The organism is Pseudomonas sp. 8Z, assembly GCF_902506535.1.
Classification (GTDB): Bacteria; Pseudomonadota; Gammaproteobacteria; order Pseudomonadales; family Pseudomonadaceae; genus Aquipseudomonas.
In genome coordinates, this window is sequence record NZ_LR733824.1 from 659904 (window position 1) to 683854 (window position 23951).

General features: G+C 61.9%; 22 protein-coding genes and 3 pseudogenes. 8 read left to right on the plus strand and 17 right to left on the minus strand.

Annotated features, from left to right (window positions below; genetic code table 11):
• Positions 1 to 202 precede the first annotated feature (202 nt).
• Positions 203 to 413: pseudogene (locus tag AERO9A_RS02980) on the minus strand (IS110 family transposase); the annotation flags it as partial.
• Between the two features lies 1 nt (position 414).
• On the opposite strand from AERO9A_RS02980, the pseudogene AERO9A_RS02985 reads away from it, so the two are divergent.
• Positions 415 to 2011, plus strand: a pseudogene (locus AERO9A_RS02985) (MFS transporter); the annotation flags it as partial.
• 27 nt (positions 2012 to 2038) lie between these two features.
• Positions 2039 to 2662: an isochorismate family cysteine hydrolase YcaC gene (ycaC, locus tag AERO9A_RS02990; RefSeq protein WP_159970417.1), complete on the plus strand. Its 624-nt coding sequence runs from the start codon at positions 2039 to 2041 to the stop codon at positions 2660 to 2662.
• Positions 2663 to 2875: 213 nt separating this feature from the next.
• Here the strand turns inward: ycaC and AERO9A_RS02995 are convergent, their stop codons facing one another.
• The 4 genes from AERO9A_RS02995 to AERO9A_RS03010 form a co-directional block, all read right to left on the minus strand.
• A complete protein-coding gene (locus AERO9A_RS02995; RefSeq protein WP_159970418.1) occupies positions 2876 to 3247 on the minus strand; it encodes a helix-turn-helix domain-containing protein in 372 nt (123 codons plus the stop codon).
• A 156-nt stretch (positions 3248 to 3403) separates the two neighbouring features.
• Positions 3404 to 4357, minus strand: coding sequence for a GlxA family transcriptional regulator (locus AERO9A_RS03000; protein WP_159970419.1), 954 nt, complete (start codon positions 4355 to 4357; stop codon positions 3404 to 3406).
• A gap of 119 nt (positions 4358 to 4476) precedes the next feature.
• Entirely contained in the window at positions 4477 to 5010 is a 534-nt protein-coding gene (locus tag AERO9A_RS03005; RefSeq protein ID WP_159970420.1) for a ProQ/FinO family protein, read from the minus strand.
• Positions 5011 to 5301: 291 nt separating this feature from the next.
• Complete coding sequence (locus AERO9A_RS03010) at positions 5302 to 6225, minus strand: LysR family transcriptional regulator (protein WP_159970421.1); 924 nt, start codon at positions 6223 to 6225, stop codon at positions 5302 to 5304.
• 137 nt (positions 6226 to 6362) lie between these two features.
• Between AERO9A_RS03010 and AERO9A_RS03015 the strand changes: the two genes are divergently transcribed.
• From AERO9A_RS03015 to AERO9A_RS03030, 4 genes are all read left to right on the plus strand, one after another.
• Positions 6363 to 7493, plus strand: a complete 1131-nt coding sequence (locus tag AERO9A_RS03015) for a metallophosphoesterase (protein WP_159970422.1) — start codon at positions 6363 to 6365, stop codon at positions 7491 to 7493.
• Positions 7494 to 7514: 21 nt separating this feature from the next.
• Positions 7515 to 8378, plus strand: coding sequence for an SDR family oxidoreductase (locus AERO9A_RS03020; protein WP_159970423.1), 864 nt, complete (start codon positions 7515 to 7517; stop codon positions 8376 to 8378).
• A 94-nt stretch (positions 8379 to 8472) separates the two neighbouring features.
• Positions 8473 to 9702, plus strand: a complete 1230-nt coding sequence (locus AERO9A_RS03025) for an MFS transporter (protein ID WP_159970424.1) — start codon at positions 8473 to 8475, stop codon at positions 9700 to 9702.
• 64 nt (positions 9703 to 9766) lie between these two features.
• Entirely contained in the window at positions 9767 to 10594 is an 828-nt protein-coding gene (locus tag AERO9A_RS03030) for an aldo/keto reductase (protein WP_159970425.1), read from the plus strand.
• Between the two features lie 156 nt (positions 10595 to 10750).
• Here AERO9A_RS03030 and AERO9A_RS03035 read toward each other — a convergent pair whose 3' ends face one another.
• The 5 genes from AERO9A_RS03035 to AERO9A_RS03055 form a co-directional block, all read right to left on the minus strand.
• Positions 10751 to 12589 carry an amidohydrolase gene (locus AERO9A_RS03035; protein ID WP_159970426.1) on the minus strand — a complete coding sequence of 613 codons (1839 nt, stop codon included), beginning with the start codon at positions 12587 to 12589 and terminating at the stop codon, positions 10751 to 10753.
• 114 nt (positions 12590 to 12703) lie between these two features.
• Complete coding sequence (locus AERO9A_RS03040; protein WP_159970427.1) at positions 12704 to 13312, minus strand: antibiotic biosynthesis monooxygenase; 609 nt, start codon at positions 13310 to 13312, stop codon at positions 12704 to 12706.
• On the minus strand, positions 13309 to 14322 hold the full coding sequence (locus tag AERO9A_RS03045; protein WP_159970428.1) for an alpha/beta hydrolase: 1014 nt from the start codon (positions 14320 to 14322) through the stop codon (positions 13309 to 13311). The genes AERO9A_RS03040 and AERO9A_RS03045 overlap by 4 nt, the downstream gene beginning before the upstream one ends.
• Positions 14323 to 14336: 14 nt before the next feature.
• Complete coding sequence (locus tag AERO9A_RS03050; protein ID WP_159970429.1) at positions 14337 to 14765, minus strand: organic hydroperoxide resistance protein; 429 nt, start codon at positions 14763 to 14765, stop codon at positions 14337 to 14339.
• A 1-nt stretch (position 14766) separates the two neighbouring features.
• A complete protein-coding gene (locus AERO9A_RS03055; RefSeq protein ID WP_159970430.1) occupies positions 14767 to 15420 on the minus strand; it encodes a hydrolase in 654 nt (217 codons plus the stop codon).
• A gap of 219 nt (positions 15421 to 15639) precedes the next feature.
• On the opposite strand from AERO9A_RS03055, the gene AERO9A_RS03060 reads away from it, so the two are divergent.
• A complete protein-coding gene (locus AERO9A_RS03060) occupies positions 15640 to 16068 on the plus strand; it encodes a DoxX family protein (protein ID WP_159970431.1) in 429 nt (142 codons plus the stop codon).
• Between the two features lie 159 nt (positions 16069 to 16227).
• Here AERO9A_RS03060 and AERO9A_RS03065 read toward each other — a convergent pair whose 3' ends face one another.
• The 5 genes and pseudogenes from AERO9A_RS03065 to dinG all read right to left on the minus strand — a co-directional run bounded on the left by AERO9A_RS03065 (position 16228) and on the right by dinG (position 22214).
• Positions 16228 to 17181, minus strand: a complete 954-nt coding sequence (locus tag AERO9A_RS03065; RefSeq protein ID WP_159970432.1) for a putative phage abortive infection protein — start codon at positions 17179 to 17181, stop codon at positions 16228 to 16230.
• A gap of 203 nt (positions 17182 to 17384) precedes the next feature.
• Positions 17385 to 18032: a pyridoxamine 5'-phosphate oxidase gene (gene pdxH / locus AERO9A_RS03070; protein ID WP_159970433.1), complete on the minus strand. Its 648-nt coding sequence runs from the start codon at positions 18030 to 18032 to the stop codon at positions 17385 to 17387.
• 100 nt (positions 18033 to 18132) lie between these two features.
• Positions 18133 to 18723: pseudogene (locus AERO9A_RS03075) on the minus strand (OmpA family protein); the annotation flags it as partial.
• 105 nt (positions 18724 to 18828) lie between these two features.
• Positions 18829 to 19974 carry a serine hydrolase domain-containing protein gene (locus AERO9A_RS03080; RefSeq protein WP_159970435.1) on the minus strand — a complete coding sequence of 382 codons (1146 nt, stop codon included), beginning with the start codon at positions 19972 to 19974 and terminating at the stop codon, positions 18829 to 18831.
• Positions 19975 to 20069: 95 nt separating this feature from the next.
• Positions 20070 to 22214, minus strand: coding sequence for an ATP-dependent DNA helicase DinG (dinG, locus tag AERO9A_RS03085; protein WP_159970436.1), 2145 nt, complete (start codon positions 22212 to 22214; stop codon positions 20070 to 20072).
• 131 nt (positions 22215 to 22345) lie between these two features.
• Here dinG and AERO9A_RS03090 point away from each other — a divergent pair, with 131 nt between their 5' ends.
• Positions 22346 to 22810, plus strand: coding sequence for a CopD family protein (locus AERO9A_RS03090; protein WP_159970437.1), 465 nt, complete (start codon positions 22346 to 22348; stop codon positions 22808 to 22810).
• Between the two features lie 39 nt (positions 22811 to 22849).
• Here the strand turns inward: AERO9A_RS03090 and AERO9A_RS03095 are convergent, their stop codons facing one another.
• Positions 22850 to 23611, minus strand: coding sequence for a collagen-like protein (locus AERO9A_RS03095; protein ID WP_159970438.1), 762 nt, complete (start codon positions 23609 to 23611; stop codon positions 22850 to 22852).
• Positions 23604 to 23906 carry a DUF1145 domain-containing protein gene (locus AERO9A_RS03100; protein ID WP_159970439.1) on the minus strand — a complete coding sequence of 101 codons (303 nt, stop codon included), beginning with the start codon at positions 23904 to 23906 and terminating at the stop codon, positions 23604 to 23606. The genes AERO9A_RS03095 and AERO9A_RS03100 overlap by 8 nt, the downstream gene beginning before the upstream one ends.
• Positions 23907 to 23951 lie beyond the last annotated feature (45 nt).

A 23951-nucleotide genomic window follows, 5' to 3' on the forward strand; every position in this document is an offset into this window, starting at 1 on the left:
TGCATTCGTATATCCGGCCTGTTGTGGGCGCTCACGCCCTGGCCATTCTGTAGTTCGCGCAGCGGGGGCCAAGCGTTCAATCGATCACGGGGATCACACTTGTTATCGGCCTTGTTCCGCTGCAGGACTCGCCTGTTCCGACAGTTTCGCTATTCACCACAACCACAAGAAAACCATCACACCTTTCTGATTACCCCCGCCGTCAGGCGGGCTTTACGCTCTGCCAATTGCCATTGAAGCGCCGCTCATGGCACCACACCGCCCAGCAGATCCGCACCAGTTTGTTGGCCAGGGCCACCGCTGCCTTGTTGTGGCCGATACGCTCTGCCGTCTGCACAGCCCAGCGCTGTAACTGCGTCAGCTTTTCCGGTGTACGGGCCTGGCAGCGTCGTGCTGCCAGCAAAGCTGCACGTNCCCCCAAGCTGCCTCCCCGAGCGCCAGTTCCCCCTGGCAGCCGCTGCGCAGTCGCTTGTTCCTGGCGCTGTGGCTGGCCAGCATCGCCTCCAATATCGGCACCTGGATGCACGAGGTCGGCGCCGGCTGGTTGATGACCTCGCTGTCGGCCAGCCCGCTGGCCGTGGCCGCCGTGCAGGTGGCCGGCGCCCTGCCGATATTCCTCCTGGCGCTACCCGCTGGCGCGCTGGCCGATATCGTCGACAAGCGCCGCTCGCTGCTCCTCGTGCAATGCTGGATGGCCGCCGTGGCCATGACCCTGGCCCTGCTCACGGCCTGCGACAGGATGAGCGTCGAGCTGCTGCTCGGCCTGACCTTCGCCATGGGCATCGGTACGGCGCTGATGATGCCCGCCTGGTCGGCCATGCTGCCGGAGGTGGTCGGGCACACCGAATTGCCCGCCGCCGTGGCGCTGTCGAGCCTCGGTGTAAACGTCGCCCGTGCCATCGGCCCGGCGCTGGCCGGCATTCTCGTCAGCCTCAGCGGCCCCTGGCTGACCTTCGCCCTCAATGCTGCCTCGTTTCTCGCGGTAATCGTCGCCCTGGCGCGCTGGAAGCGCCCCCCCAGCCACAGCGTACTGCCGGGCGAACGCCTGTTCGGCGCGCTGCGTGTGGGCCTGCGCTATGCCCGCAGCAGCCACTCGCTGCAGGCGGTGCTGGTACGCACCGCGGCCTTCTTCATCGGCGCCTCGGCCGGCATGTCGCTGCTGCCGGTGCTGGTGCGCCGCGAGATCGGCGGCAGCGCGCTGGACTACGGCATCCTGCTCGGCTGCGTCGGGATCGGCGCGGTGTTCGGCGCCACCCTGCTGCCACGCCTGCGCAACCGCTACGGCAATGACCGCCTGCTGACCGGCGCCAGCCTGGTCTACGCCCTGGTGCTGGGCGGGCTGGCCGTGCTGCGCAGCATGCCCGCGCTGGTGCCGGTGATGCTGCTCAGCGGCATGGCCTGGATCGCGGCACTGTCTAGCCTGCAGCTCTCAGCGCAAACCGCCGTGCCGGCCTGGGTGCGAGCACGCGCCTTGTCGCTGTACATCCTGACCTTCTTCGGCTGCTCGGCGCTCGGCGGGCTGGCCTGGGGCGCGCTGGCCAGTACGGTGTCGCTGAGCGCCGCCTTCGCTGGCAGCAGCACCTTACTCGCACTTGGCCTGCTGGCGGGTTGGCGCTTCGTGTTACCGGTCAGCAAGGCCGATGATCTGGCGCCCTCGCTGCACTGGCCTGCACCGATTCTCGACGACGCCCTCGAACGCGAGCGCGGCCCGCTGCTGGTGACCCTCGACTACCGCATCGCCCCGCTCGACAGCGATGCCTTCCAAACCGCGATGCAGGACGTGCGACATATGCGTCGGCGCAACGGTGCCTTCTCCTGGGGCCTGGTGCAGGACGCCGAAGACCCGACCCGCTGGCAGGAGTTCTTCTTCGACGAATCCTGGCTGGAACACCTGCGCCATCACGACCGCGTCACCCGCGCCGAGCAACGCATCGAAGCGCGCGCACGGCGCTACCAAATGCCCGACGAGCCCATTCGCATTCGCCATCTGCTCGCCGCGCCACGTCAGTGAAACACCCACCCCACGAGGAGCCACACCATGAGCAAGCCCTACAACCGCCTGAACAAAGACGACGCCGCCGTATTGCTGATCGACCACCAGTCCGGCCTGATCTCGCTGGTGCAGGACTTCACCCCCAGCGACTTCAAGAACAACGTGCTGGCCCTGGGCGATGTCGCCAAGTTCTTCGGCCTACCGACCATCCTCACCACCAGCTTCGAGCAAGGTCCCAACGGCCCGCTGGTGCCGGAGCTGAAGGCGCAGTTCCCGGACGCGCCGTACATCGCCCGCCCCGGCCAGATCAACGCCTGGGACAACGACGACTTCGTCGCGGCAGTGAAGAAAACCGGGCGCAAGCAACTGATCATCGCCGGCGTGGTCACCGACGTGTGCGTGACCTTCCCGGCGCTGTCGGCCATCGCCGAGGGTTTCGATGTGTTCGTCGTCACCGATGCCTCGGGCACCTTCGACAAAACCGTGCAACAGGCGGCCTGGGCGCGCATGAACGCCGCTGGCGTGCAATTGATGAACTGGTTCAGCGTCGCCTGCGAACTGCACCGCGACTGGCGCAACGACATCGAAGGCCTCGGCAGCCTGCTCTCCGAGCACATCCCCAACTACCGCAACCTGATGACCAGCTACTTCGCCCTGCAGGCCAAGTAAGCATCCGCCCACGCTCTGCAGCGGGCCTGCCCCGCCGCAGAGCTCTCAGCACCTGTTCACCCTGAAGGAGCTCGGTGAACATGTAGGAGGGGCTTCAGCCCCGAGCTTTTTTGGGCGCAAAGCGCTCGCGGCTAAAGCCGCTCCTACAACATCGCGAGCGGCTGCTTTCGCCAATTAGCGGCCAAACCGTGCCGAAAGATCATGAGCAGGTGCTCAGCCGTCGAGCTGCTGCGCAGAGCGCCAGCGGCTCGGCGCCAGGCCCTGCCAGCGGGAGAATACCCGAGCGAAATGTGCCTGGTCGTTGAAGCCGCAGGCACAGGCCACCGCCGCCACGCTATTGCCCGCAAGCAACAGGTTACGCGCCCGCGCCAACCGCGCACGGGTCAGCCACTGATGCGGCGACACCCCCGTACTGCCATGAAAGGCGCAGGAAAAATGACAGCGTGACAGGCTGCACTCACGCGCCAGCCAGGCGATGCTCAAGGGCTCGTCGAGGTGCGCCTCGATCAATTGCTTGGCCCGGCACAATTGCCAGGCCGACAGACGAATCGCGGGTAGATCGCTCTGCGCGTTACCGGTATCCATCGGCTTGCTCCCTCCCGGTTACACCAACGCCCCAACCACCGCGCGGAGCGGATAGAGGTGCGTGCTGGATATAGGAAGAGATGATGCCGCCCGCAGCGATGCCTTAGAACGCCAGCGTGGGGCGCCTGGCGGACATCGTGGGGCAAAATTCGGACATCAACTGAACTGGTGACGATAATGCGCAGGTGTCAGGCCCAGACGCTCGGTGAACAGCACGCGCATGCTGCGCACACTGCCCAAACCGCTGCGAAAAGCGATGGTCTTCAACGGCAGATCGGTGCTTTCGAGCAATTGCCGGGCATGATCGATACGCGCGTCGTGGACAAACTCGGTCGGCGTCATGCCCACTTCGCGGCTAAATAGCCGGGAGAAATGCCGCGCGCTAAGCCCCGCCACACCAGCCAGCGTCTCGACGCCGAGCTCTTCGGCCAGGTGCTCCAGCGCATAGCGCTGGGCGCGCGCCACGGGCGTATCCTCGCGCGCCACCTCGGCCAGCAGCGGGCTGAACTGCGCCTGCCCGCCCTGACGCGTCTTGGCCACCAGCAGCACCTTGGCCACCGCAACGGCCACCGCCTTGCCGTGATCCTCGGCGATGATGCCCAGGGCCAGGTCGATACCGGCGGTGATACCACCCGAGGTGTAGAGATTGCCGTCGGCCAGGTAAATCTGCTCGCTCAACACCTGCGCCTGCGGATGCCGCCCGGCCAGCCGCTCGGTGTAGTTCCAGTGGGTGGTCACCCGGCGCCCATCGAGCAACCCAGCCTGACCGAGGATAAACGCCCCGGTGCAGATCGAGCCGAAACGCCGCGCCGCTGCCGCCGCCTGGCGCAGCCATGGATGCAAGGCACTGTGATCGTCGTTGTAAGCGCCTGGCCCGCCAGGCACCAACAGCAGATCATGGCCAACAGCGGGCGCCTCCTCGATCAACTCGTCGGCGACCATCAGCAGGCCGCAGGAGGCGCGTACCTGACGCTCGCCCGGAGCCAGTGTACGGATGCGGTAATGCTGCTCGGCGGACAGGTAGCGATTGGCGATGGAAAACGCCTCCACCGGCCCGGCCACATCCAGCAGCAGTACATCGGGAAACAGCAAGATAGCGATATCAGTCATGGCAAGGGAGTTTAGCGCCAATTGGCCAGAGCAATAGCGCCATGAGCACGGCTCGGCACTTGAGCCACGCCGACGCGGTTGACGCACGACTCGTCGTCAACCGTGGACACCCCAATGACTTATTGCGCACTAGGCTGCGCGTGGCTCTCAACGGACTGTTCTGGCGCGTCGGCTTTCGGCTTGGCCTGACGCCGCGCCTCCATACGCTGACGCCGCGCCTGCTGCTTGGCATGCTGCGCCTGCGGCGCCGTCACCACACCAACGGGCTGGCCCTGCAGATCCAGACGCGGCGCATTCTCGGTCATCGCCGCCCAGTAACGCCCGCCCCGGCACCAAGCCGCGATGCCCAGCTTGAGCTGCTCCAGAGTGATACCCAGCAACTCCAGATGCTGCTCGGCATCCTTGAGAATGCCCTCCTTGAGCGGCACCTTGGGTGCTGGATTGACCGGGAAGGCCAGAGGGAAATGCTTCTGCAAACGCCAGATCGCCTCAACGGCCGGATCCTGCTCACGTTGCTTGGCTTTAGGCTGCGGCTTGCGCTTGTGCGGCTTGGCGCCCTCGGTCTTGACCTGCTCTTTCGCGTTCTCGGCCTTGGCCTGGCCTTTTTCAGCCCGCAGGCGGTCACGTAGCTCAGCTAGTTGTTCGAAACCCATGGTTCAGTTCACAGCATCCTGGTTGATTCGTGGTGCAAGGGTATCCGATACGCAGCTTTCATACAGCCTTATCGATGGTCGTAATGCTCGGTGGTAGGGGTTGGCGGGATCAGTAGCCTGGTCTGTGGCCAAGGGAAAGCGATTGGGCGGGCCGGGTTTGACCAAGAAGAATGGCAGCAAATCTTGGCTGCGACTGCTTTCGCCAAAAAGCAAACGTAGGCAAAGTCCTCAGGGACTCTCAGGTATCGATCAACCACCCACCTATTGGCGAGCAGCGAGCTCTACGACTAGCTACCAGGTGGCTGAGTCGGTGCGAAGCAGGTCTATTAACTCACGCAAACCTGGAGGCATTTGCCGGCGGCCTGGGTAGTAGATGTGGAATGCCGGCTCAATGGGTGCCCAGTCAGGTAGTACGACCTGGAGCTCTCCTCGCGAGATGTAATCTGCAATGCGCTCCTCAAGGCAGTACGTAATGCCTCTGCCCGATAGCGCCATCTGAATACCAAACTCGGTTTCGTTCACACAAAGCTGGCCGGGTACCTCAATCACTCGGTGATCGCCTTCCTTCTCGAAGTCCCAGCGATAGATAATGCCTTGACCGGTACGAATCTGAATGCAGTTATGGTTCTTCAGATCCTCCGGCACCAGGATCCGCGATGTCCGGTTGAGGTAACGAGGCGATGCCGCAGCAACCCAGCGCAGCTGTTCGCTGATGGGGACAGCAATGAAGTCTTCAGCGATCGTCCCGCCATACCTGATACCCGCATCAAAACCGGCAGCCAGGATGTCCACCATCCGATCATCCACTGCAACCTCGACTGACACATCCGGATAGGCTTCCAGGTACTTCGGCAGCCACCGATTGAAGAGCAGTCGAGCCCCGTCACTGAGGACGTTGATACGCAGGCGACCTGCAGGACGGTCGCGATGCCGATCTACTTCCGCCAGCGCCCCTCCAATTTCCTGAAAACCAACAGCCAGACGCTTCGCCAAGGTTGCGCCAGCGTCTGTCGGGGAAACTGTTCGGCTGGTTCTGTTAAGCAGCCTTACTCCCAGGCGGGTCTCCAGATTTCGAATGGAATGGCTAAGCGCGGACGTGGTGATACCCAGTTCAACGGCCGCTTTGGAGAAGCTGCGATGACTCTCCACCGCAAGAAAGGAATTCAGATCGGCTAAGTCGGCTCGTGACAGCTTTGTGGTCGGGAGTACTGGCATCGGGGCGCCTTTAATGTTGAGAATTTCTCAATAGCTCATGGAGAAAGCCTAAACAAAGCTGCTCCAATTACAGATTAACATTAAATAAATTCAACAATAGTTGATCTGACTCCATCGCCCCAAGACGAGTTCTTCCCGTGTTCCACCTTTATCTTGGCTTTGCTTACTTATACGTCCTGTGGCGTTTCGTTTTTCCTTTACCTATCTCGAAGGGCGGACGTATTGCCCTGGCTGCCGTCCTGCTCGTGGTATCGAAGTACCACCTGATTCAGATCTGGGTGTTCGGAAGTATGTTCTCGCCCGAAATGCCACGCTGGGCAGTGTTGGTCGCAGGCTGGGCTTTCTGCTCGTTCGTTCTGCTGTTCGTATTCGTGGTGCTGGCAGATCTGGCCAACGGCATTCTGTCAGTCCTGCGGATACGTGCAGCCAAAAAGCTGGTAGGACCCAGCAATCGGTACGTGGCCGCATCTTTCGCCCTTCTTCTGTCGGCATTTGGCGTGTACCAAGCGGCGCAGGTGCCAGGCGTTCGCACTGTGGAAGTCAGGATCAAGAATCTGCCGCAAGCGATGGACGGCCTGCGAGTAGTGCAGCTGACAGATCTGCACATCAGCAAGCTCTTCCAGACGCCCTGGGTAGAAGCGGTTGTCGCCCGTACCAATGCACTCAATCCCGACCTGATTCTGATCACAGGCGATCTGATGGATGGGACAACCACTGATCGACAGCTCGATGTGGCTCCCCTGGCAGGGCTGACTGCTAGCCTCGGCATCATCGGCATTCCTGGCAATCACGAGTACTACTTCAACGAGCCACAGTGGCGCACCGAGTTCGAGCGCCTCGGCATACAGATGCTGCTGAACGAGCACGTAGTGATTGGAGCAGGCACCGAGTCGCTGGTCGTAGCCGGTGTTACCGACGAAGCTGCCGCTCAATTCGGGATGGCTGGGCCTAACCTGAATGCTGCGCTCATGGGAGTGCCAGAAACTGCTCCCATCATTCTCCTCAAGCACCGACCAGCCGGTGCAGATCGCTCCGCCCAAGCAGGCGTATCCCTGCAGCTCTCTGGCCACACCCACGGCGGAATGATCAAGGGACTGGATCAGGTGGGCCGCTACGCCAACGAAGGTTTCATCTCCGGCGCCTACCAGGTCGGTGCGATGACGCTCTACACGAGCAATGGAACTGGCCTCTGGAATGGATTCCCCATTCGTATCGGCGTGCCCGCTGAGATCACCGAAGTCATTCTTCGCGTGGATTCGTCCACCTAATCCCAATCCAGGAGATTACTCATGGATCATCCAGCTATCCGCCAGAACCGAGTTGCAGTCATCACCGGCGCGGCAGTCGGAATCGGCTATGCAATTGCTAGTCGCCTGTCCCGATTGGGGATGAAGGTTGTTCTATTCGATAAGAACCAGACCGCACTCGACGCAGCAGTACTCTCGCTATATGGCGAGAACGCGAATGCTCAGGTAACCACCGTCACAGGGGATGTAACGTCTCCAAGCGCGTTGCAGGAACTGTTTGCCGTGGCCCGAGAGTTCGGCGAAGTATCGTTCGTGGTCAACAATGCCGCCATTCTCAAAGGGGCTGGCCCTTGGAACGACCAGGAACAGTGGCGTAAGACGATGGAGGTCAACTTCTGGGCGGTTCTGGCAGTCCAGCAGCTGTTCGTCGAATACCTGCTCACCCAAGACTACCCAGCCGCAATGGTTAATGTTGGCTCCAAGGAAGGAATTACCACCCCTCCAGGAAACACCGCCTACTCTGTTTCGAAGGTCGCAGTGAAGGTGCTGACCGAGCACCTTGAGCATGAGCTGCGCGAGCGTACCAATGGCCGCGTATCGGCCCATCTACTGATTCCCGGCTACACGTTCACACCGATGAATTTTCCGGGCATGGCGGCCGGCTCCGCAAAACCCAACGCGCCATGGACAGCCGATCAGGTCGTTGATCGCTTGTTGGAGGGCTTGGCTCGTAGCGACTTCTACATCTTCTGCGAGGACAACGAAGTCAGTCGCGAACTGGATCAGCGGCGTATGCAGTGGAGCGCAGACGACCTTATCCAAAACCGACCTGCCTTATCTCGTTGGCATCCCGCGTTCCGCGAGCAGTTCAACGCGTACATCGCTGATGTAGCCCCGCCGCAGTAACCCCATCGAAGTGCGCTGAAGCGCAGCAACCTCTTACTGCTCCTTTGCATTGCCCAACCTCTGCAGGTGTGGGCATCTTTTTCCGAGAACTTCCATGGCCTCGATATCCAGCGCCTCACAGCGTCTCTCAGACAATTCAGAAATTCACGCCCCGCATGGCGTAGCAACTGCGATAGTCACCCTCGGGCTTGGAGGCCTTTTCATCGGTACCGGTGAGTTCGCTTCGATGAGCCTCTTGCCCGGCCTGGCCGAAAGCACCGGGGTGTCTATACCAACGGCAGGCAGCTACATCAGCGCGTATGCGCTGGGTGTTGTGATTGGTGCTCCGCTGATCGCGATCCTGGCAGCACGCTCGTCTCGAAAAGCACTTTTGATTGCCCTCATCGCACTATTCGCCATCGGCTACGCCGCCAGTGCTGTCGCATGGGACCACTTCAGTCTGCTGGGCGCACGCTTTCTGGCAGGACTACCTCATGGTGCTTACTACGGCGTTGCCTGCCTGGTTGCTACCGCCATGGTGGGTGAAGGGCGAAAGGCGCAAGCGGCTGGATATGTAATGGCCGGTCTTGCGGCCGCCAACGTGATAGGTGTGCCCGCGGCGACCTGGATAGGTCAAACGTTCGGCTGGAGAGCAGCTTTTGGATCACTCGCTGTAGCGGGTATCGCCACAATGCTCTTGTTCTGGCTGTACGTCCCGTCGGTACCGTGTGATCCAAACGCCAGTCCTAGGGCCGAGCTGAGTGGGCTCAAGCGCCCATTGATATGGCTGACGTTAGCGACTGCTTCGATCGGTTTCGGTGGCATGTTCGCGGTGTACAGCTACATCACTCCAACGCTGACCGAGGTGACAGGCTTCTCTATCAACCAGGTACCGATGGTGCTGGCCTTCTGGGGCGTCGGCATGATCGCTGGCAACCTGATTGGTGGCTGGTTAGCGGATCGCGGGCTCATCCGAGCCATCTTCGCCATCATGGTGTGGAACGTGATTTTCCTGACGTTGTTCTCTCTGCTTGCTCCGTCGAAGGTTGGGACGCTCGCGGTTCTGTTCCTGGTCGGTTGTGGTTTCGCACTGGTACCCGCTCTTCAGGTGCGCTTGATGAATGTCGCCGGAGACGCACAGACACTTGCTGCCGCACTCAATCACAGCGCCTTCAACATCTCGAACGCGGTGGGAGCGGGCCTCGGCGGGATGTCTATCGCTATGGGTTTAGGCTGGGCATCAACGGGGTGGGTTGGAGCCCTGCTTGCGCTCCTGGGCATCGTGGCGATGGTCATTTCCGTGATGCTGGAAAGAGCGGCAAGAACCACATCGCCGTCAAAGTGATCCCATCGATGAAAGAGCACTCCACTGCTTCCGAACTGTTTTGTTAATCCCTGGTGAGGTAACCATGACGAACCACCAACCTATGATCGAGCTATCCGACGGGAATGTGATTCCCCAACTGGGCTTGGGGGTTTGGCAAGCAAGCCAAGAGCAAGCCCGCACCTCCGTCAGCCAAGCGCTGAAGATCGGATACCGTCACATTGATACCGCCTCGATCTATGAAAACGAGGAAGGTGTCGGAGCAGGCCTGCGTGACTCCGGTATCGACCGTGAGAAGGTCTTCGTAACCACCAAGATCTGGAACGCCGACCAGGGGTTTGAAGCTTCTTGCCAAGCTCTGGATAAGAGCCTGGCTAGGCTCAAGCTGGATTACGTCGACTTGCTACTCATTCACTGGCCGGCGCCGGCGAAAGGACTATTCGTTGATACCTGGAGGGCGATGATCGAGGCCAAGAAGCTAGGCAAGGCCCGCTCCATTGGCGTCTCAAACTTCAACCCAGATAACCTGCAGCGCCTGATTGAGGAAACAGGAGTTGCCCCAGTCCTGAACCAGATCGAGCTGCACCCATACTTCCAGCGGGCTGACCTACGCAAGAGCAACGCCGAGCTTGGAATTCGTACCGAGTCCTGGAGCCCATTGGCGCAGGGGAAAGCACTCGCCGATCCGCTAGTACGCAAAATTGCGGCTAAGCATGACCGTACGTGCTCTCAGGTAATCATCCGCTGGCATCTGCAGCTTGGCCTGGTGGTCATTCCCAAGTCAGTCACGGAAGCTCGTATCCGAGAGAACTACTGCGTGTTCGACTTCGAATTGACTACCGATGATATGGGAGCAATTGCCGCTATCGACAGAGAGCAGCGTCTGGGGCCAGATCCAATCGTGCTTGGCTGAGCTTTTTCTTTCGACTTGAGACAAACAGGCTATGAGTTGCTAGCGGGTTGTGATCGTCTGCTCCAGGCCGAAAGCAGCCAATCCCTCTAAATACAAATCCCCACAGCCCAAACAAAAATTCCCCGCATCGCCCAAAAGGCGATACGGGGTGCTGCTTTAGAAAGCGAAGCAGGAGCAGCCGAAGGCGCCCCAGAAGCCCTGGAAGTCGCTGACTGGGGCGTTGGAGAGGCGGGCGCGTTCGTGGTTGTGGACGTGTACGGCGCAGGAGCCGACGCACTGGTGTACCTGGGCCACCAGTGGTGCGTTCTGCCGCCAGTGGCCGGGTACCAGGGCCACCGGTGACCAGTCGGGCATCACCGGCAGTGCAGGCGGGCCGAGTTTGTCGAATTCGGCGGCGGCGTAAACCACCTTGCCGTCGACTACGGTGAGCACCGATTCCAGCCACTTGATCTGCTCGTCCTCGATGGCGAAGAAGTCCGCCGACAAGGCCACCAGATCCGCCAGTTGGCCGACCTTGATCTGCCCCTTCTTGCCCTGCTCACTGGAGAACCAGGCGCTGCCATGGGTGAACAGTTGCAGCGCGGTGGCGCGCGATAGGCCCTGCGGGTACAGCTCCAGGCCGCCGACGGTCTTGCCGCTGACCAGCCAGTACAGCGACGTCCAGGGGTTGTAGCTGGAGACGCGGGTGGCATCGGTGCCGGCGCCGACTGGCACGCCTTCGGCGAGCATGCGCTGGATCGGCGGGGTCTGTTCGGCGGCTTTGGCGCCGTAGCGGTCGACGAAGTATTCACCCTGGAAGGCCATGCGATCCTGAATCGCGATGCCGCCGCCGAGGGCGCGCACGCGCTCGATATTGCGCGGGCTGATGGTTTCGGCGTGGTCGAAGAACCATGGCAGGCCATTGAAGGGAATGTCGCGGTCGACCTTCTCGAACACGTCGAGCATGCGCGAGATGGACTCGTCATAGGTGGCGTGCAGGCGGAACGGCCAACGCTGCTCGACCAGGTGGCGCACCACCGGTTCCAGCTCATCTTCCATGCTCTGCGGCAGATCCGGGCGCGGTTCGAGGAAGTCCTCGAAGTCGGCGGCGGAGAACACCAGCATTTCGCCCGCTCCGTTGTGGCGGAAGAAGTCGCTGCCCTGCCCCGGTTTGACGATCTTGCTCCAGTTCTGGAAGTCGGCCAGCTCTTCCTTGGGTTTCTGGGTGAACAGGTTGTAGGCGATGCGTACGCTGAGCTGGCCCTCCTTGGCCAGTTGTTCGATCACCTGGTAGTCGTCCGGGTAGTTCTGGAAGCCGCCGCCCGCGTCGATGGCGCTGGTCACGCCGAGGCGGTTGAGCTCGCGCATGAACTGGCGGGTGGAGTTGACCTGGTATTCCAGCGGCAGCTTCGGCCCCTTGGCCAGAGTGGCGTAGAGGATCATCGCGTTGGGCCGCGCCACCAGCATGCCGGTGGGCTCGCCGTTGGCGTCGCGGACGATCTCGCCGCCGGGCGGGTTGGGCGTGTTGCGGTCGTAGCCGACCACCCGCAGCGCCGCGCGGTTGAGCAGCGCACGGTCGTAGAGGTGGAGGATGAACACCGGGGTGTCCGGCGCCGCCTGGTTGATTTCCTCCAGGGTGGGCATACGTTTTTCGGCGAACTGAAATTCGTTCCAGCCACCGACCACACGCACCCACTGCGGCGCCGGGGTGCGCTCGGCCTGGGTCTTGAGCATGCGCAGGGCATCGGCCAGCGAGGGCACGCCTTCCCAGCGCAGCTCCAGGTTGTAATTGAGGCCGCCACGGATCAGGTGCAGGTGCGAGTCATTGAGGCCGGGGATCACGGTGCGCCGCTGCAAGTCGATGACCTGGGTGCCGGCGCCGCGCAGCGGCATGACCTCGGCGTCGCCACCGACGGCGATGAAGCGCCCGTCCTTGATGGCCACTGCCGTGGCCTGCGGGTTTTCACGGTCGACCGTGTGCAGACGGCCGTTGAACAGAATCAGATCGGGATGCATGCAAGAACCTCCTTGCCGCACGCCGCCGAAGATCGGCAACGTCGGCTATAGCGCCCCAGCGGCGCCGAGAATGGACCAGACGGCAAGAAAACGCGCCGCCTGTTGGAAGTGGACTCATCGCTCATGGCGGTCTCTGCTGCTAGTGCTTTCCAGCCAGGGTGCAAGCCAGCGGGTGACGCGCGGCATGAACAGGTAGACCACCAGCAGCACGATGCTCAGGGTGATGACCACGTTGCTCGGCAACCAGCCGCCCAGCCAGGGCCAGGCGACGAATGCCGGGTGCCACAACAGCGGCACCAGCAGGCTCAGCGGCAGGATCACCAGGAAGCTCACGCAGGCCTGCTTCCAGCGCGGTGGTTGTGGCTGTTGTGAGCTGGCCGGGGCGAACCAAAATTCGCGCGTCGGGTTCAGCTCCAGGGCTTCGTCCTCCAGCAACAGTGGCGCTATCTCCGCTACCAGTTGCCGCCGCACCTCCGAGCCCAGCCAATCCTGCAGACGCTCCGGCCCGGTAAAGCGCAGCACACTGATGAACAGCGGCGAGCCCTGTTCATGGCTGCGGATCACATCCACCCCGAGATGCCCCGGATAGTCCTGCGCGACGCCGACGATACGGCGTAGCCAGGCCTCGTATTGCGCCGCCTGAACGGGCCGTACGCGATGGCGGATCAGCAGGGTGACCGGCTCGCCCGCCCCCTGCCCTTCATCAGACCGGAGGCTACTCATTGCAGATGCCGCTTCAGCTCGACACCGGCCTGGCGCATCGCAGTGTGCACGGTCGGCGCATGGGCCAGCGGGTTGAGCAGGCCGTAGTCGTGAATCATGCCGTTGTAACGCACGGCGGTGACCTCGACGCTGGCTGCGTCCAGCTTGCGTGCATAGGCTTCGCCTTCGTCACGCAGCACGTCGAACTCGGCGGTCTGCACCAGCGCTGGTGGCAGGCCCTTGAGCTGTTCGCTGCTGGCGCGCAGCGGCGAGGCATGGATGTCGGCACGCTGGGCGGCGTCGGTGGTGTAACTGTCCCAGAACCACTTCATCATCGGCTGGGTGAGGAAGTAGCCCTGGGCGAAGTGACTGTAGGACGCGTCATCGAAGCTGGCGTCGGTCACCGGCCACAGCAGCAGTTGGAAGCGCAGCTTGGGCGTACCCTGCTCCTTGGCCTTGAGCGCCACCACGGCGGCCATGTTGCCGCCAACGCTGTTGCCGGCCACAGCCAGGCGGCTGGCGTCCACACCGAGTTCCTTGCCGTGCTCGGCCACCCAGCGGGTGGCCGCGTAGGCCTGGTCGATGGCGATGGGATAGTGCGCTTCCGGCGACGGCGAGTAGTCGACATAGACGGCCACTGCCCCAGAGTTCACCACCAGATCGCGAATCAGACGCGCGTGGGTCGGGTAGTCCCCCAGCACCCAACCGCCGCCGTGGAAAAACATGAACACCGGCGGCTTGCCCTTGACGCCCTCGGGGCGCACCACCATCAGTTTCAGCGGCTGGCCGCCGATCTGGATGGTTTTGGCTTCGACCTTGACCCCGGAGAGGTCGACCTTTACCGAGTTCTGCGCGCCCACCAGCACGGCGCGTGCATCCTGCGGGCTGAGGCTTTCCAGCGGTTTGCCGCCGCCTTTCTCCAACGCTTCGAGGAAGGTTCGGGTGTTACTTTCCACGCCGCTGTAATCAGCGGCGTGCACCTGGCCGATGGCCAGGGCGATGACTGCACTTAGCAAGGCAATACGGGGCATGTTGTCTGCTCCTTTCAAGCAACCAGAGTGAGGGTCACGTCGATGTTGTCGCGCGTGGCGTTGGAGTACGGGCAAACGATGTGCGCGCGCTCCACCAGCGTGTTCGCCGCCTCGGCGTCGAGACCGGGCAGGCTGATGCGCAACTCCACCTCGATGCCGAAACCGGTGGGGATGGCGCCGATGCCAACCACGCCCTCGATCGACACGTCAGCCGGAATGGCCAGCTTGTCGCGCGCCGCGACGAACTTCATGGCGCCGAGAAAACAGGCCGAATAACCGGCGGCGAACAACTGTTCCGGGTTGGTACCGGCGCCGCCGGCACCACCCAGCTCGCGCGGCGTGGTCAGCGCTACGTCGAGCACGCCGTCGCTGGAAAGGGCGCGGCCGTCACGCCCACCCGTGGCCTCGGCATAGGCGCGGTAAAGCACCTTTTCGATGCTCATATCAGTGGCCTTCGGAGGCGTTGAACATGGTCTTGGCGTAGATCAGGCCCAGGCCGTAGGCGCCGCCGTTCTCAATGGCAGTCTTCACGGTCTGGTTATAGGTTTCGCCACGGGCCCAGTCGCGCTGCAGTTCGAGCAGGTATTGCAGAGCGGTCATCGGGCGCGCGCCGAGCTGGATCATGCGCTGCACGGCCATGTCGTGGGCCTCGGTGGATACGTCGCCGCAGGCATCGGTGATCACGTACACCTCGAAGCCCTGATCCAGCGCCGACAACGCCGGGCCAACGATGCACACGGAAGTCCACAGACCGGCGAGGACGATCTTCGGCTTGCCGATGCGGTTCACTTCCACGGCAATGCGCGGGTCTTCCCAGGTGTTCATACTGGTGCGGTCGATCACCTGATGATCGGGGAATACCGACTTGATCTCATCGAAGATCGGGCCGGAGAAGCTCTTCTCGGCGACGGTGGTGAGGATGGTCGACACCTCGAACTCGCAGGCGGCCTTGGCTACCAGCGCGGCGTTGTTACGCAGGCTCACCGCGTCGATGGACTTGGTGGCGAAGGCCATCTGCGACTGGTGGTCAATCATGATCAGGGTGTGGTTGTGCGGATCGAGCAGGGTTTTGCCGGGAGCGGCGATAGCGGTAGCCATGGTGGTTCTCCAAGAATGGAATTAGGGAGCCATCAGCTTCTGCCAGCGCAACGCATAAGAATTGAAGCGACGTGCTCGCTTTGAAAGGATGTGTGGCTTTATTGCGGCGCTCGGGGATCGAGCATGCGCGCACGGGTACAAGCTGAGCACAGGCATGCAAGCGTTGGCGCGGCGAGACGCACAAGCTGATGGCATCCATCCAACGACTCGGAGCCACTCATGACCCCCGCCACCCCACCACTGCCCGCCCCGCTCGCCTGGGGCTTGCTGTTCCTGCGCGTGACCGCCGCCCTCCTGCTGCTGCAAGTCCATGGCTTGCCCAAGCTGCTGCACTGGCCAGACGCCCTGCAGCAAATCGAAGACCCCTTTGGCCTGGGCGCGACACTCACACTGAGCCTGGCGATCTTCGCCGAAGTGCTCTGCCCCTTGCTGCTGATCGTCGGGCTCTATGCACGCCTGGCCTGCCTGCCGATCATCGCCGTGCTGCTGGTGGCACTGGTAATGGTGCACCCCGACTGGAGCCTGGAACAAGGCCAATTCGCCTGGTGGATGCTGGTGATTTTCGCCAGCCTGGCCCTGACCGGCCCAGGGCCCTATCGACTGCCGTTGCCTTGGCGGCAAGCGGAGCTGCAGCGCGGAGCGCAGTGATCTGGCTGCAGGGGCGCGCGGTTAATGCTCGGAGTGCGCCTGGCAATTGAGCATAACGGCTCATTCTTGAGCGGTGATGTGCCCTGAAACCTGGTGGGCAAGCTTCGCGTTGCCCACCCTACACGGCGGTTATTCCAGCGTAGGGTGGATGACGCTTTTTCATCCACCATTTGCGGCGGTTGTACGGGCTACTTGCTTGTTTGCTGCATGCCTTACCTTTATCGAAAAGAATACTCCGTACAAATCGAACCCCAGAAGAATTACTCTCGATTTACGCCGCTGCTCAAACTCAAAATTTACTTCTGGAAAAAAATCCTCAATCGACGAACCACCAGGCAAACTCAGGAAAGCCTTTGGAATATTTTTTATCGGCTCATACCGCGCCAAAAGTTTTTCATGCTCCCACTTTGCCCCAAGATGCGAACAAATATTGAGAGCCAACAGCGCCTGCTCATGATTGCTCATTCTAGTCCGAACAGTTTTGAGGATGCTGCGTTTCTCTCTCGCGGGCAATTTACTTTCATCAATGAAAGAATAAATCCCATAAAGATTCCGATAATAATTTGAAAGACGAGCCTGATTCCCACTTAACCTATGTCCTTTTGCCTTTGGGTATAGACTAGTGAGCCTGTTCCTCCTAAGACTAATATCGTCAAGAATCGCTTTTACTTTACTTGAATCATATGTTTCTTTGAGATAATCACGACCTGAGATGGTAGCCCCATAAAAAAATAATGAATAAGCCACATCAATGGTTTGACGCACATTCAACTCTGGATAATTTTTTACAGTAGCATTGAGACAAACATTGAAATCGCTGAGTAAAACTCTAAATACATCCGCCCCATTTGAATTGTATATCTGAAATGACGCAGTGAGATCATCATGCGTTTTGGACATTGTTGCAAAAAGTGCATATACACTTTGCCGAGTCATCGCAGCTCTATTCAGCCGCAGAGTAAAAACTAGCGCGACAAGAGAAGCAAAAGTGATAAATGTTCCTCCGACTCCCCCAACCCAGTCACCTAGCTGCCCCCACGACGCGGGATCTACCGGGGAGAATGGGACAGCTGCATTCTCCACCCACTGCCAAACATCAAAAATTAGTTCCACACGTTCCTCGCATCAAAATACTCATAAAACTCCTCATTAAAATCACAGCACGAAGAGGACGAGTTTATTTATTGGACTAGCGGCCTACTTATGGTCGTAGGCAGTCCCTCAAACAAAATCAAAAATATACTCAGGTCGCTATTCGTGGAACGCGTCAAAGCCTGAAAAACAACTGACCGACACTCTCACCACGCTGGCCCGCCTCAAGGCGCCAGCCGCTCACGAATCCAGGCCTCGCCCTTGAGGCGGTAGTTGAGGCGGTCGTGCAGGCGGCTCGGGCGGCCCTGCCAGAACTCGATGCGCTCGGGCAGCAGGCGGTAACCGCCCCAGTGCGGTGGGCAATGCGGGGTCTGGTTGAGAAAGCGTTTTTCGGTTTCCGCCAGCAGGTTTTCCAGCTCGGCGCGGTCGCGAATCACACGGCTCTGCGGCGAGGCCCAGGCGCCGATACGGCTGCCCAGCGGGCGTACCTGGAAGTAACCGTCGGATTCGGCCGGAGTCACCTGCTCGACCCGCCCTTCGATACGCACCTGGCGCTCCAGGCTGGGCCAGAAGAAGGTAATCGCTGCGAACGGACGCGCCGCGAGTTGGCGCCCCTTGGCGCTGTCGTAGTTGCTGAAGAAGGTAAAGCCACGCTCGTCAAGGCCCTTGAGCAGCAGCACACGGCAATGCGGGCGGCCGTCTTCGTCGACGGTGGCCAGGCTCATGGCGTTCGGTTCGACCGGCGGTTGCTCGGTCTTCACGGCATCCTCGAACCACTGGCGGAACAGGGCGAGGGGGTCCAGCGGGGCCTGAGTTTCGCTCAGACCGTCGCGGGTGTAGTCACGGCGCATATCGGCCAGGGTTTGGGTCATGGCAGTTCCTTAGGTGCTGTAGCGCCAGAGGCAGCGTAGACAGCACCGTATCAGGGTGGAAATGCCCCCAAGCTTACTCCGACTTGACCTGTTTTCCTTGATCTACGGCAGCTACCTTGGGCGCATCCTTGAGCTCGGCCTTGGGCGGCTGGCTGTACTTGGCGATCAGGCCGCGCATGGTGTCCGGCGAGGTCAGGAGGATTTCCACGCGGCGGTTAAGGGCACGCCCAGCAGCCGTGTCGTTGGCCGCACGTGGAGCATCGGAGCCGAGGCCCATGACCTGCAGACGGTTTTGCTTGAGGCCACTGAGGCGAAAGATCGAGGTGACGGCACGTGCACGTTGCTGACTCAGGTCAAGATTGGCGGCGGCGTCACCGCTGCTGTCGGCGTGGCCGAGCACCACCACGGCGACATCGTTGTCGGCTTCGAGCAGCTTGGCCACACGGGTGATCGGCCCCAGGCTGGCGGGCAGCAGCATTTGCGGGCGATCCGGGTTGAACGAGCCTTGCACCGGCGCGGTGACTACCAGCAGGTTCTCACGGCGCTCAAACTCGAAGTTGCTGCCTTTGACCGCCTCACGCAGTTTCGGCTCGTACTCGTCGAGCCAGGCACGCGTGACCTGCGGTGGTGGCATCACGGCAACCTTGGCGGCCTCTTCCTTCTTCTGGTCCGAACTGGAGCAGCCGGCCATCAGCAGGCAGCAGGTAAAGGCAATGATCTTGTTACGCATGAAGCCCCCCAGGGTCTCAATCAATTCGAATTATTCGCAGCACCGCCAAGCCATTTGGCCGGGCAGTTACAAGCATTGGGCCAAGGCTTTCGCCAGTTTTTGTGCACGCGGATCCATCAGCACATAGGGCCCCAGGTTGTTGATCACGAAACCGAACGCGACATCGCGCTCAGGGTCGGCGAAGCCGCTCGAACCACCGGCCCCTGGATGGCCGAAGGCATTGCCGCCAAGGCCGTAGGTGGCGTTGGTCACCTGGGCCTGGTCGAGCATGCAGCCGAGGCCAAAACGGGTGCGGGTGAGCAAGGTTTTGTCCTCGCCGACACCATGTTCACGGGTCATCTCGGCGAGCAGTTCGCTTTCCAGCAGACCGCCATCGAGCAGACCGGCGTAGAAACCGGCCAGGCTGCGGGCGTTGCCATGGCCGTTCGCCGCAGGCTGCTGCATACGCCGCCACTCGGGCTTGTTGGTGCTGGTCATGATCGACGGCGGGTTGGTGAACGAGCGCGTACTCATGGCGCCGGCGTCGCTCATCATCACCTTGAGCAGACGTTGCGCGGCAGCGTCGCCAAGGTTGCCCTTGCCACGAGCGATATGCGCCACGCGGTCGAATTCGCTATCGGGCAGGCCAACGTGAAAATCCAGGCCCAGTGGCTTGGCGATGCGCGCGGCGATGCTCTCGCCGGGGCCGCGTCCTTCGACACGGCGAATCAGTTCGCCAATTAGCCAGCCATAGGTAATCGGTGCATAGCCCTGGCCTTCACCAAGCGACCACCAGGGCGTCTCGGCGGCCAGCGCGGCGGTCATGGTCGACCAGTCGTACAGCGCCTCGGCTGGCAAAGGCTCGCGCAGCGCGGGCAGACCGGCCTGATGGCAGAGCAGGTGACGCAGGGTGATGCGCTCCTTACCGGCTGCTGCGAACTCCGGCCAATAGCGGGCCACCGGGGCGTCGAGTTCGAGTTTGCCCTCGCCCACCAGTTGCAGGGCGACCACGGCCGCAAAGGGTTTGGTGCAGGAGAACAGGTTGGCGATGGTGTCGCTGTGCCAGGCTTGCTGGCCGTCCTTGTCCATCACCCCGGCCCAGATATCGACGACGGTTTCGCCGCCGACTTGGATACAGAGCGCGGCGCCGCGCTCCTGGGGATCGTCGAAGAGGCTGGCGAAGGCTTCCTTCACCGCCTCGAAGCGCAAGTCGAAATAACCCTGAACCTGCACAGTTGACTCCTTTAAGGAATTTGCGCGCATTGTTTCAGCCAATGCGCCAGTTGGGAACCGCTACCAATCGACAAAACGCCCGCGCCACGGGCGTTTCAGTGGATTTCCCGACGAAAGGGTGGCAGTGCATTGAGAATCGCCTTGCCGTAGCGCTGGGTGACCACGCGCCGATCCAGCAGGGTGATGGTGCCGCGGTCGGCCTCGGTACGCAGCAGGCGCCCGCACGCCTGCACCAGGCGCAACGAGGCGTCGGGTACGGCGATCTCCATGAACGGGTTACCGCCGCGCGCCTCGATCCATTCGGCCAGCGCCGCCTCGACCGGGTCGTCCGGCACGGCGAAGGGAATCTTGGCGATCACCACATGCTCGCAGTAGGCGCCGGGCAGGTCGACCCCCTCGGCGAAGCTGGCCAGACCGAACAACACGCTCTCTTCGCCGGAGTCGACGCGCGCCTTGTGCTTGTTCAGGGTTTCCTGTTTGGACAGGTTGCCCTGGATGAACACGCGCTTGCGCCAGTCACGCTCCAGGCCGTCGAACACGTCCTGCATCTGCCGACGCGAGGAGAACAGCACCAGCGTGCCACGGCTGCCAGCCACCAGCGTCGGCAGCTCGCGGATGATCGCGGCGGTGTGCGCGGTGGCATCACGCGGGTCGGCCTTGAGGTCGGGCACGCGCAGCACGCCAGCATCGGCGTGGTGGAAGGGGCTCGGCACGATGGCGGTGACCGCCACCTTGGGCAGCCCGGCACGCATGCGGTAGCGGTCGAAGGTGCCCAGCGCGGTCAGCGTCGCGGAGGTCACCAGGCAGCCGTAAGCGACGTTCCACAGATTGCGACGCAGGGTTTCGGCGGCGAGGATCGGGCTGGCGTTGACCTCGATGTCGTACAGCGCGCCGCTCTCGGCCAGGGTCAACCAACGCGCCATGGGCGGGCTTTCTTCCGGGTCTTCGGCGGTGAAGGCCAGCCACAGTTCCCAATTACCCTTGGCCCGCGCCATCAGGCTGCCGAATAGCGGGTACCACTCCTCGGCCTGGTGGCTGGCGATGCCCACGGCGCCCTCGCCGTCCATCGCTTCCTTGAGCAGTTCGGTTACGCCGGTAAACAGGTCGTTGAGTTTGGAGAAGCCTTTCTTCAGCTCCAGCCCGAGCTCGGTCAGGTGCTCCGGCACCACGCCGCCGACGAAGCGATGACGCGGGCGTTCGCGCCCTTCCATGTCCTCACCAGCCTTGAAGTCGGCAAGCTCTTCGCAGGCGGTGAACATGAACTGCTGCTGGGTCTTCAGCTCACGGGCCAGCTCCGGCACCTGTTCGATCAGGCGGCCGAGGTCGCCCGGCAGCGGGTTCTGCGCCAGCAGCTTGGTCAGGTTCTTGTCGATTTGGGTCAGCCACTCGCTGGTCGAGCGCAGGCGGGTGAAATGGGCAAAGTGGCCGATGGCCTTGTCCGGCAGGTGGTGGCCTTCGTCGAACACGTAGAGGGTTTCACGCGGGTCGGGCAGCACCGCGCCGCCGCCAAGTGCGAGGTCGGCCAGCACCATGTCGTGGTTGGTGACGATCACATCGACCTTGCCCATGCCCTCGCGCGCTTTGTAGAAGGCGCATTGCTGGAAGTTCGGGCAATGGCGGTTGGTGCACTGGCTGTGGTCGGTGGTCAGTTGCGCCCAGCGGCTGTCTTCCAGCTCTTCGGGCCAACTGTCGCGGTCGCCGTCCCATTTGTTGCCGGCGAGCTTTTCGATCATCGCGTTGAACAGCTTCTGGCCCTGCTCGTCGACGTCGAGCTTGAAGCCTTCGTCCTCGAACAACTGCGCCGTGGCGCTTTGCGCGGCGCCGTCCTGCAGCAGGTTGTCGAGCTTGGACAGGCACAGGTAGCGACCACGCCCCTTGGCCAGGGCAAAGCTGAAGTTCAGGCCGCTGTTGCGCAACAGATCGGGCAGATCCTTGTGCACGATCTGCTCCTGCAACGCCACGGTGGCGGTGGCGATCACCAGGCGCTTGCCGGCCGCTTTGGCGGTGGGGATGGTGGCCAGGCTGTAGGCCACCGTCTTGCCGGTGCCGGTTCCGGCCTCCACGGCCACAACGGCAGGCTCGCCCAGGCGCTTGCCCTCGTCGTCGCTCTTGATGGTGCCGAGCACCTTGGCGATCTCGGCGATCATCAACCGCTGGCCGTAGCGAGGCTTGAGCGACTTGGCCTCAAGGAAGCGGGAATAGGCGCCCTGGATCTGGGACTTGAGTTCGGTGCTGAGCATGGATTCTGAAACGAAAAAGGCTGGATAAATTTTCAGTATTCGCGGAGCGGTGGCTATCATAACGCGCCAATCGATCCGGCGCAGAACCCTGTGCCAAATCGATCATGAGAACAACCGACAGGAGAGGCCCGATGACCGTCTACGCACCGCTCTACACCCTGCACTTGCTGGCTGCCCTGATCTGGGTCGGCGGCATGTTTTTCGCTTGGATGATCCTGCGCCCCGCCGCCGTCGAGGTGCTGGACGCTCCTGCCCGCCTGCGCCTGTGGCTGAACGTGTTCAAGCGCTTCTTCGTTTGGGTATGGGCCGCGGTGCTGGTGCTGCCGGTGACAGGCATGGGCATGCTGCACGCGGGCTATGGTGGCTTCGACGGCGCACCACGCTACGTGCACATCATGATGGGCTTGTATCTGGTGATGCTGGCGCTGTTTCTGCGCATACAGGCCCTGCAACTGCCGGAGCTGCGCCGCGCCGTGGAAGCAGAAGACTGGCCAGCCGGCGGTCAGGTACTGGGGCGCATTCGCCGTGTAGTCGGCAGTAATCTGTCGATCGGCATGGCGCTGATCGCGCTGGTGGCCATGCGCCCGTCGTTCTGAGTGGCAAACAAGCGCCGGGCTCGCACCCGGCGCTCTGACTCAGAAGCGCAATACCTGCAGATCCCCTTCGGGGCCAGGACTGCCTTCACGCCCCGGTTCGCCCGAACGGCCATCCGGCGCGCCCTTGACGTCATACAGCCAGCAATCTTTGGTAGCACCACCGCGGCCACCACGACCAGCCGCTCCCGCCTTGCCACCGGCACCGCCTGCAAGCAGCACGTTCAACTTCTCCTGCGGCACCTCACTCGGCACTTCCAGGGTGACCTTGCCACCCGGCGCGCCCGGATGGCCGTCACTACCATCCTGGCCATCGTAGCCAGCGCTGGCGCTGCCCCAGGTGCAACCGCCCGGCTTCCCGTGAGCGCCATCGAGCCCGGCATAACCCGGCGTACCGCGCCCACCGCGCACATCCAGCGTCAGCGACTCTAGAGTCAGCTTGTGCATCTTCACACGAATCTCACGCCCCGCTGTAGCCGGATGACGGTAGGTGCCGGGCGCGCCCTTGGCACTGATCCAGGCGCCATCGCCAACATCGGCGTCGAACACTTCGAGGCGCAGAGGCTGGTCGCTCGGCGCTACGCCAATATGGGCATCGCGACCCATCAGCAGTTGGCCGATGCGCAGCTCTTTGACCGTGGCGGGAATCATCAGCGTCGCCTGATCCTTCACCTCCACGCGGTCAAGCTGCAACACGCTCGCTGAGGTGGGCAGGCGCATCAAGGTGTGGCTGGCCACGCGGATCTGCGAATCGGCCATGGCCGTCGCCGCACACAAAGACAAGGCCAATGCCAGGCTACGCATGGGCCACCTCCTGATCGGCAACGCTCGTAGGCGCAGGCGCCGACACCTTGCGTAACGGATAGAGGTGAAAGATACCGAACAGCAGCACTTGAAGACGCTCATGCAGCAGGCTGCCACGTGCCGCCAGGAGATTGGCGAACAGCCACAATTGCAAGCCATGCAACAGCAACAGGCAGGCGCCCAGCACGTAGATCATCTGCTCGAACGGGCTATCCAGCCACCTAGCCAACGCCGCCGCGAAGACCAGCCAGAACGCCCCGGCCAACACCTTGCCGAGCATCATCAGTACCTTCATCCTGCCCTCGTTTACGTTTTTCTGATGGGTGCAGCACGTTAACCG

Excerpts from the sequence above, each read along its gene's own strand:
- AERO9A_RS03035 (WP_159970426.1), bottom strand. The coding sequence starts at position 12,589 with ATGCATCCCGATCTGATTCTGTTCAACGGCCGTCTGCACACGGTCGAC.
- AERO9A_RS03030 (WP_159970425.1), top strand. The coding sequence starts at position 9,767 with ATGACGAACCACCAACCTATGATCGAGCTATCCGACGGGAATGTGATT.
- AERO9A_RS03090 (WP_159970437.1), top strand. The coding sequence starts at position 22,346 with ATGACCGTCTACGCACCGCTCTACACCCTGCACTTGCTGGCTGCCCTG.
- AERO9A_RS03100 (WP_159970439.1), bottom strand. The coding sequence starts at position 23,906 with ATGAAGGTACTGATGATGCTCGGCAAGGTGTTGGCCGGGGCGTTCTGG.
- AERO9A_RS03025 (WP_159970424.1), top strand. The coding sequence starts at position 8,473 with ATGGCCTCGATATCCAGCGCCTCACAGCGTCTCTCAGACAATTCAGAA.
- AERO9A_RS03060 (WP_159970431.1), top strand. The coding sequence starts at position 15,640 with ATGACCCCCGCCACCCCACCACTGCCCGCCCCGCTCGCCTGGGGCTTG.
- AERO9A_RS02995 (WP_159970418.1), bottom strand. The coding sequence starts at position 3,247 with ATGGATACCGGTAACGCGCAGAGCGATCTACCCGCGATTCGTCTGTCG.
- AERO9A_RS03020 (WP_159970423.1), top strand. The coding sequence starts at position 7,515 with ATGGATCATCCAGCTATCCGCCAGAACCGAGTTGCAGTCATCACCGGC.
- AERO9A_RS03095 (WP_159970438.1), bottom strand. The coding sequence starts at position 23,611 with ATGCGTAGCCTGGCATTGGCCTTGTCTTTGTGTGCGGCGACGGCCATG.
- dinG (WP_159970436.1), bottom strand. The coding sequence starts at position 22,214 with ATGCTCAGCACCGAACTCAAGTCCCAGATCCAGGGCGCCTATTCCCGC.
- AERO9A_RS03010 (WP_159970421.1), bottom strand. The coding sequence starts at position 6,225 with ATGCCAGTACTCCCGACCACAAAGCTGTCACGAGCCGACTTAGCCGAT.
- AERO9A_RS03000 (WP_159970419.1), bottom strand. The coding sequence starts at position 4,357 with ATGACTGATATCGCTATCTTGCTGTTTCCCGATGTACTGCTGCTGGAT.
- ycaC (WP_159970417.1), top strand. The coding sequence starts at position 2,039 with ATGAGCAAGCCCTACAACCGCCTGAACAAAGACGACGCCGCCGTATTG.
- pdxH (WP_159970433.1), bottom strand. The coding sequence starts at position 18,032 with ATGACCCAAACCCTGGCCGATATGCGCCGTGACTACACCCGCGACGGT.
- AERO9A_RS03040 (WP_159970427.1), bottom strand. The coding sequence starts at position 13,312 with ATGAGTAGCCTCCGGTCTGATGAAGGGCAGGGGGCGGGCGAGCCGGTC.
- AERO9A_RS03045 (WP_159970428.1), bottom strand. The coding sequence starts at position 14,322 with ATGCCCCGTATTGCCTTGCTAAGTGCAGTCATCGCCCTGGCCATCGGC.
- AERO9A_RS03050 (WP_159970429.1), bottom strand. The coding sequence starts at position 14,765 with ATGAGCATCGAAAAGGTGCTTTACCGCGCCTATGCCGAGGCCACGGGT.
- AERO9A_RS03005 (WP_159970420.1), bottom strand. The coding sequence starts at position 5,010 with ATGGGTTTCGAACAACTAGCTGAGCTACGTGACCGCCTGCGGGCTGAA.
- AERO9A_RS03055 (WP_159970430.1), bottom strand. The coding sequence starts at position 15,420 with ATGGCTACCGCTATCGCCGCTCCCGGCAAAACCCTGCTCGATCCGCAC.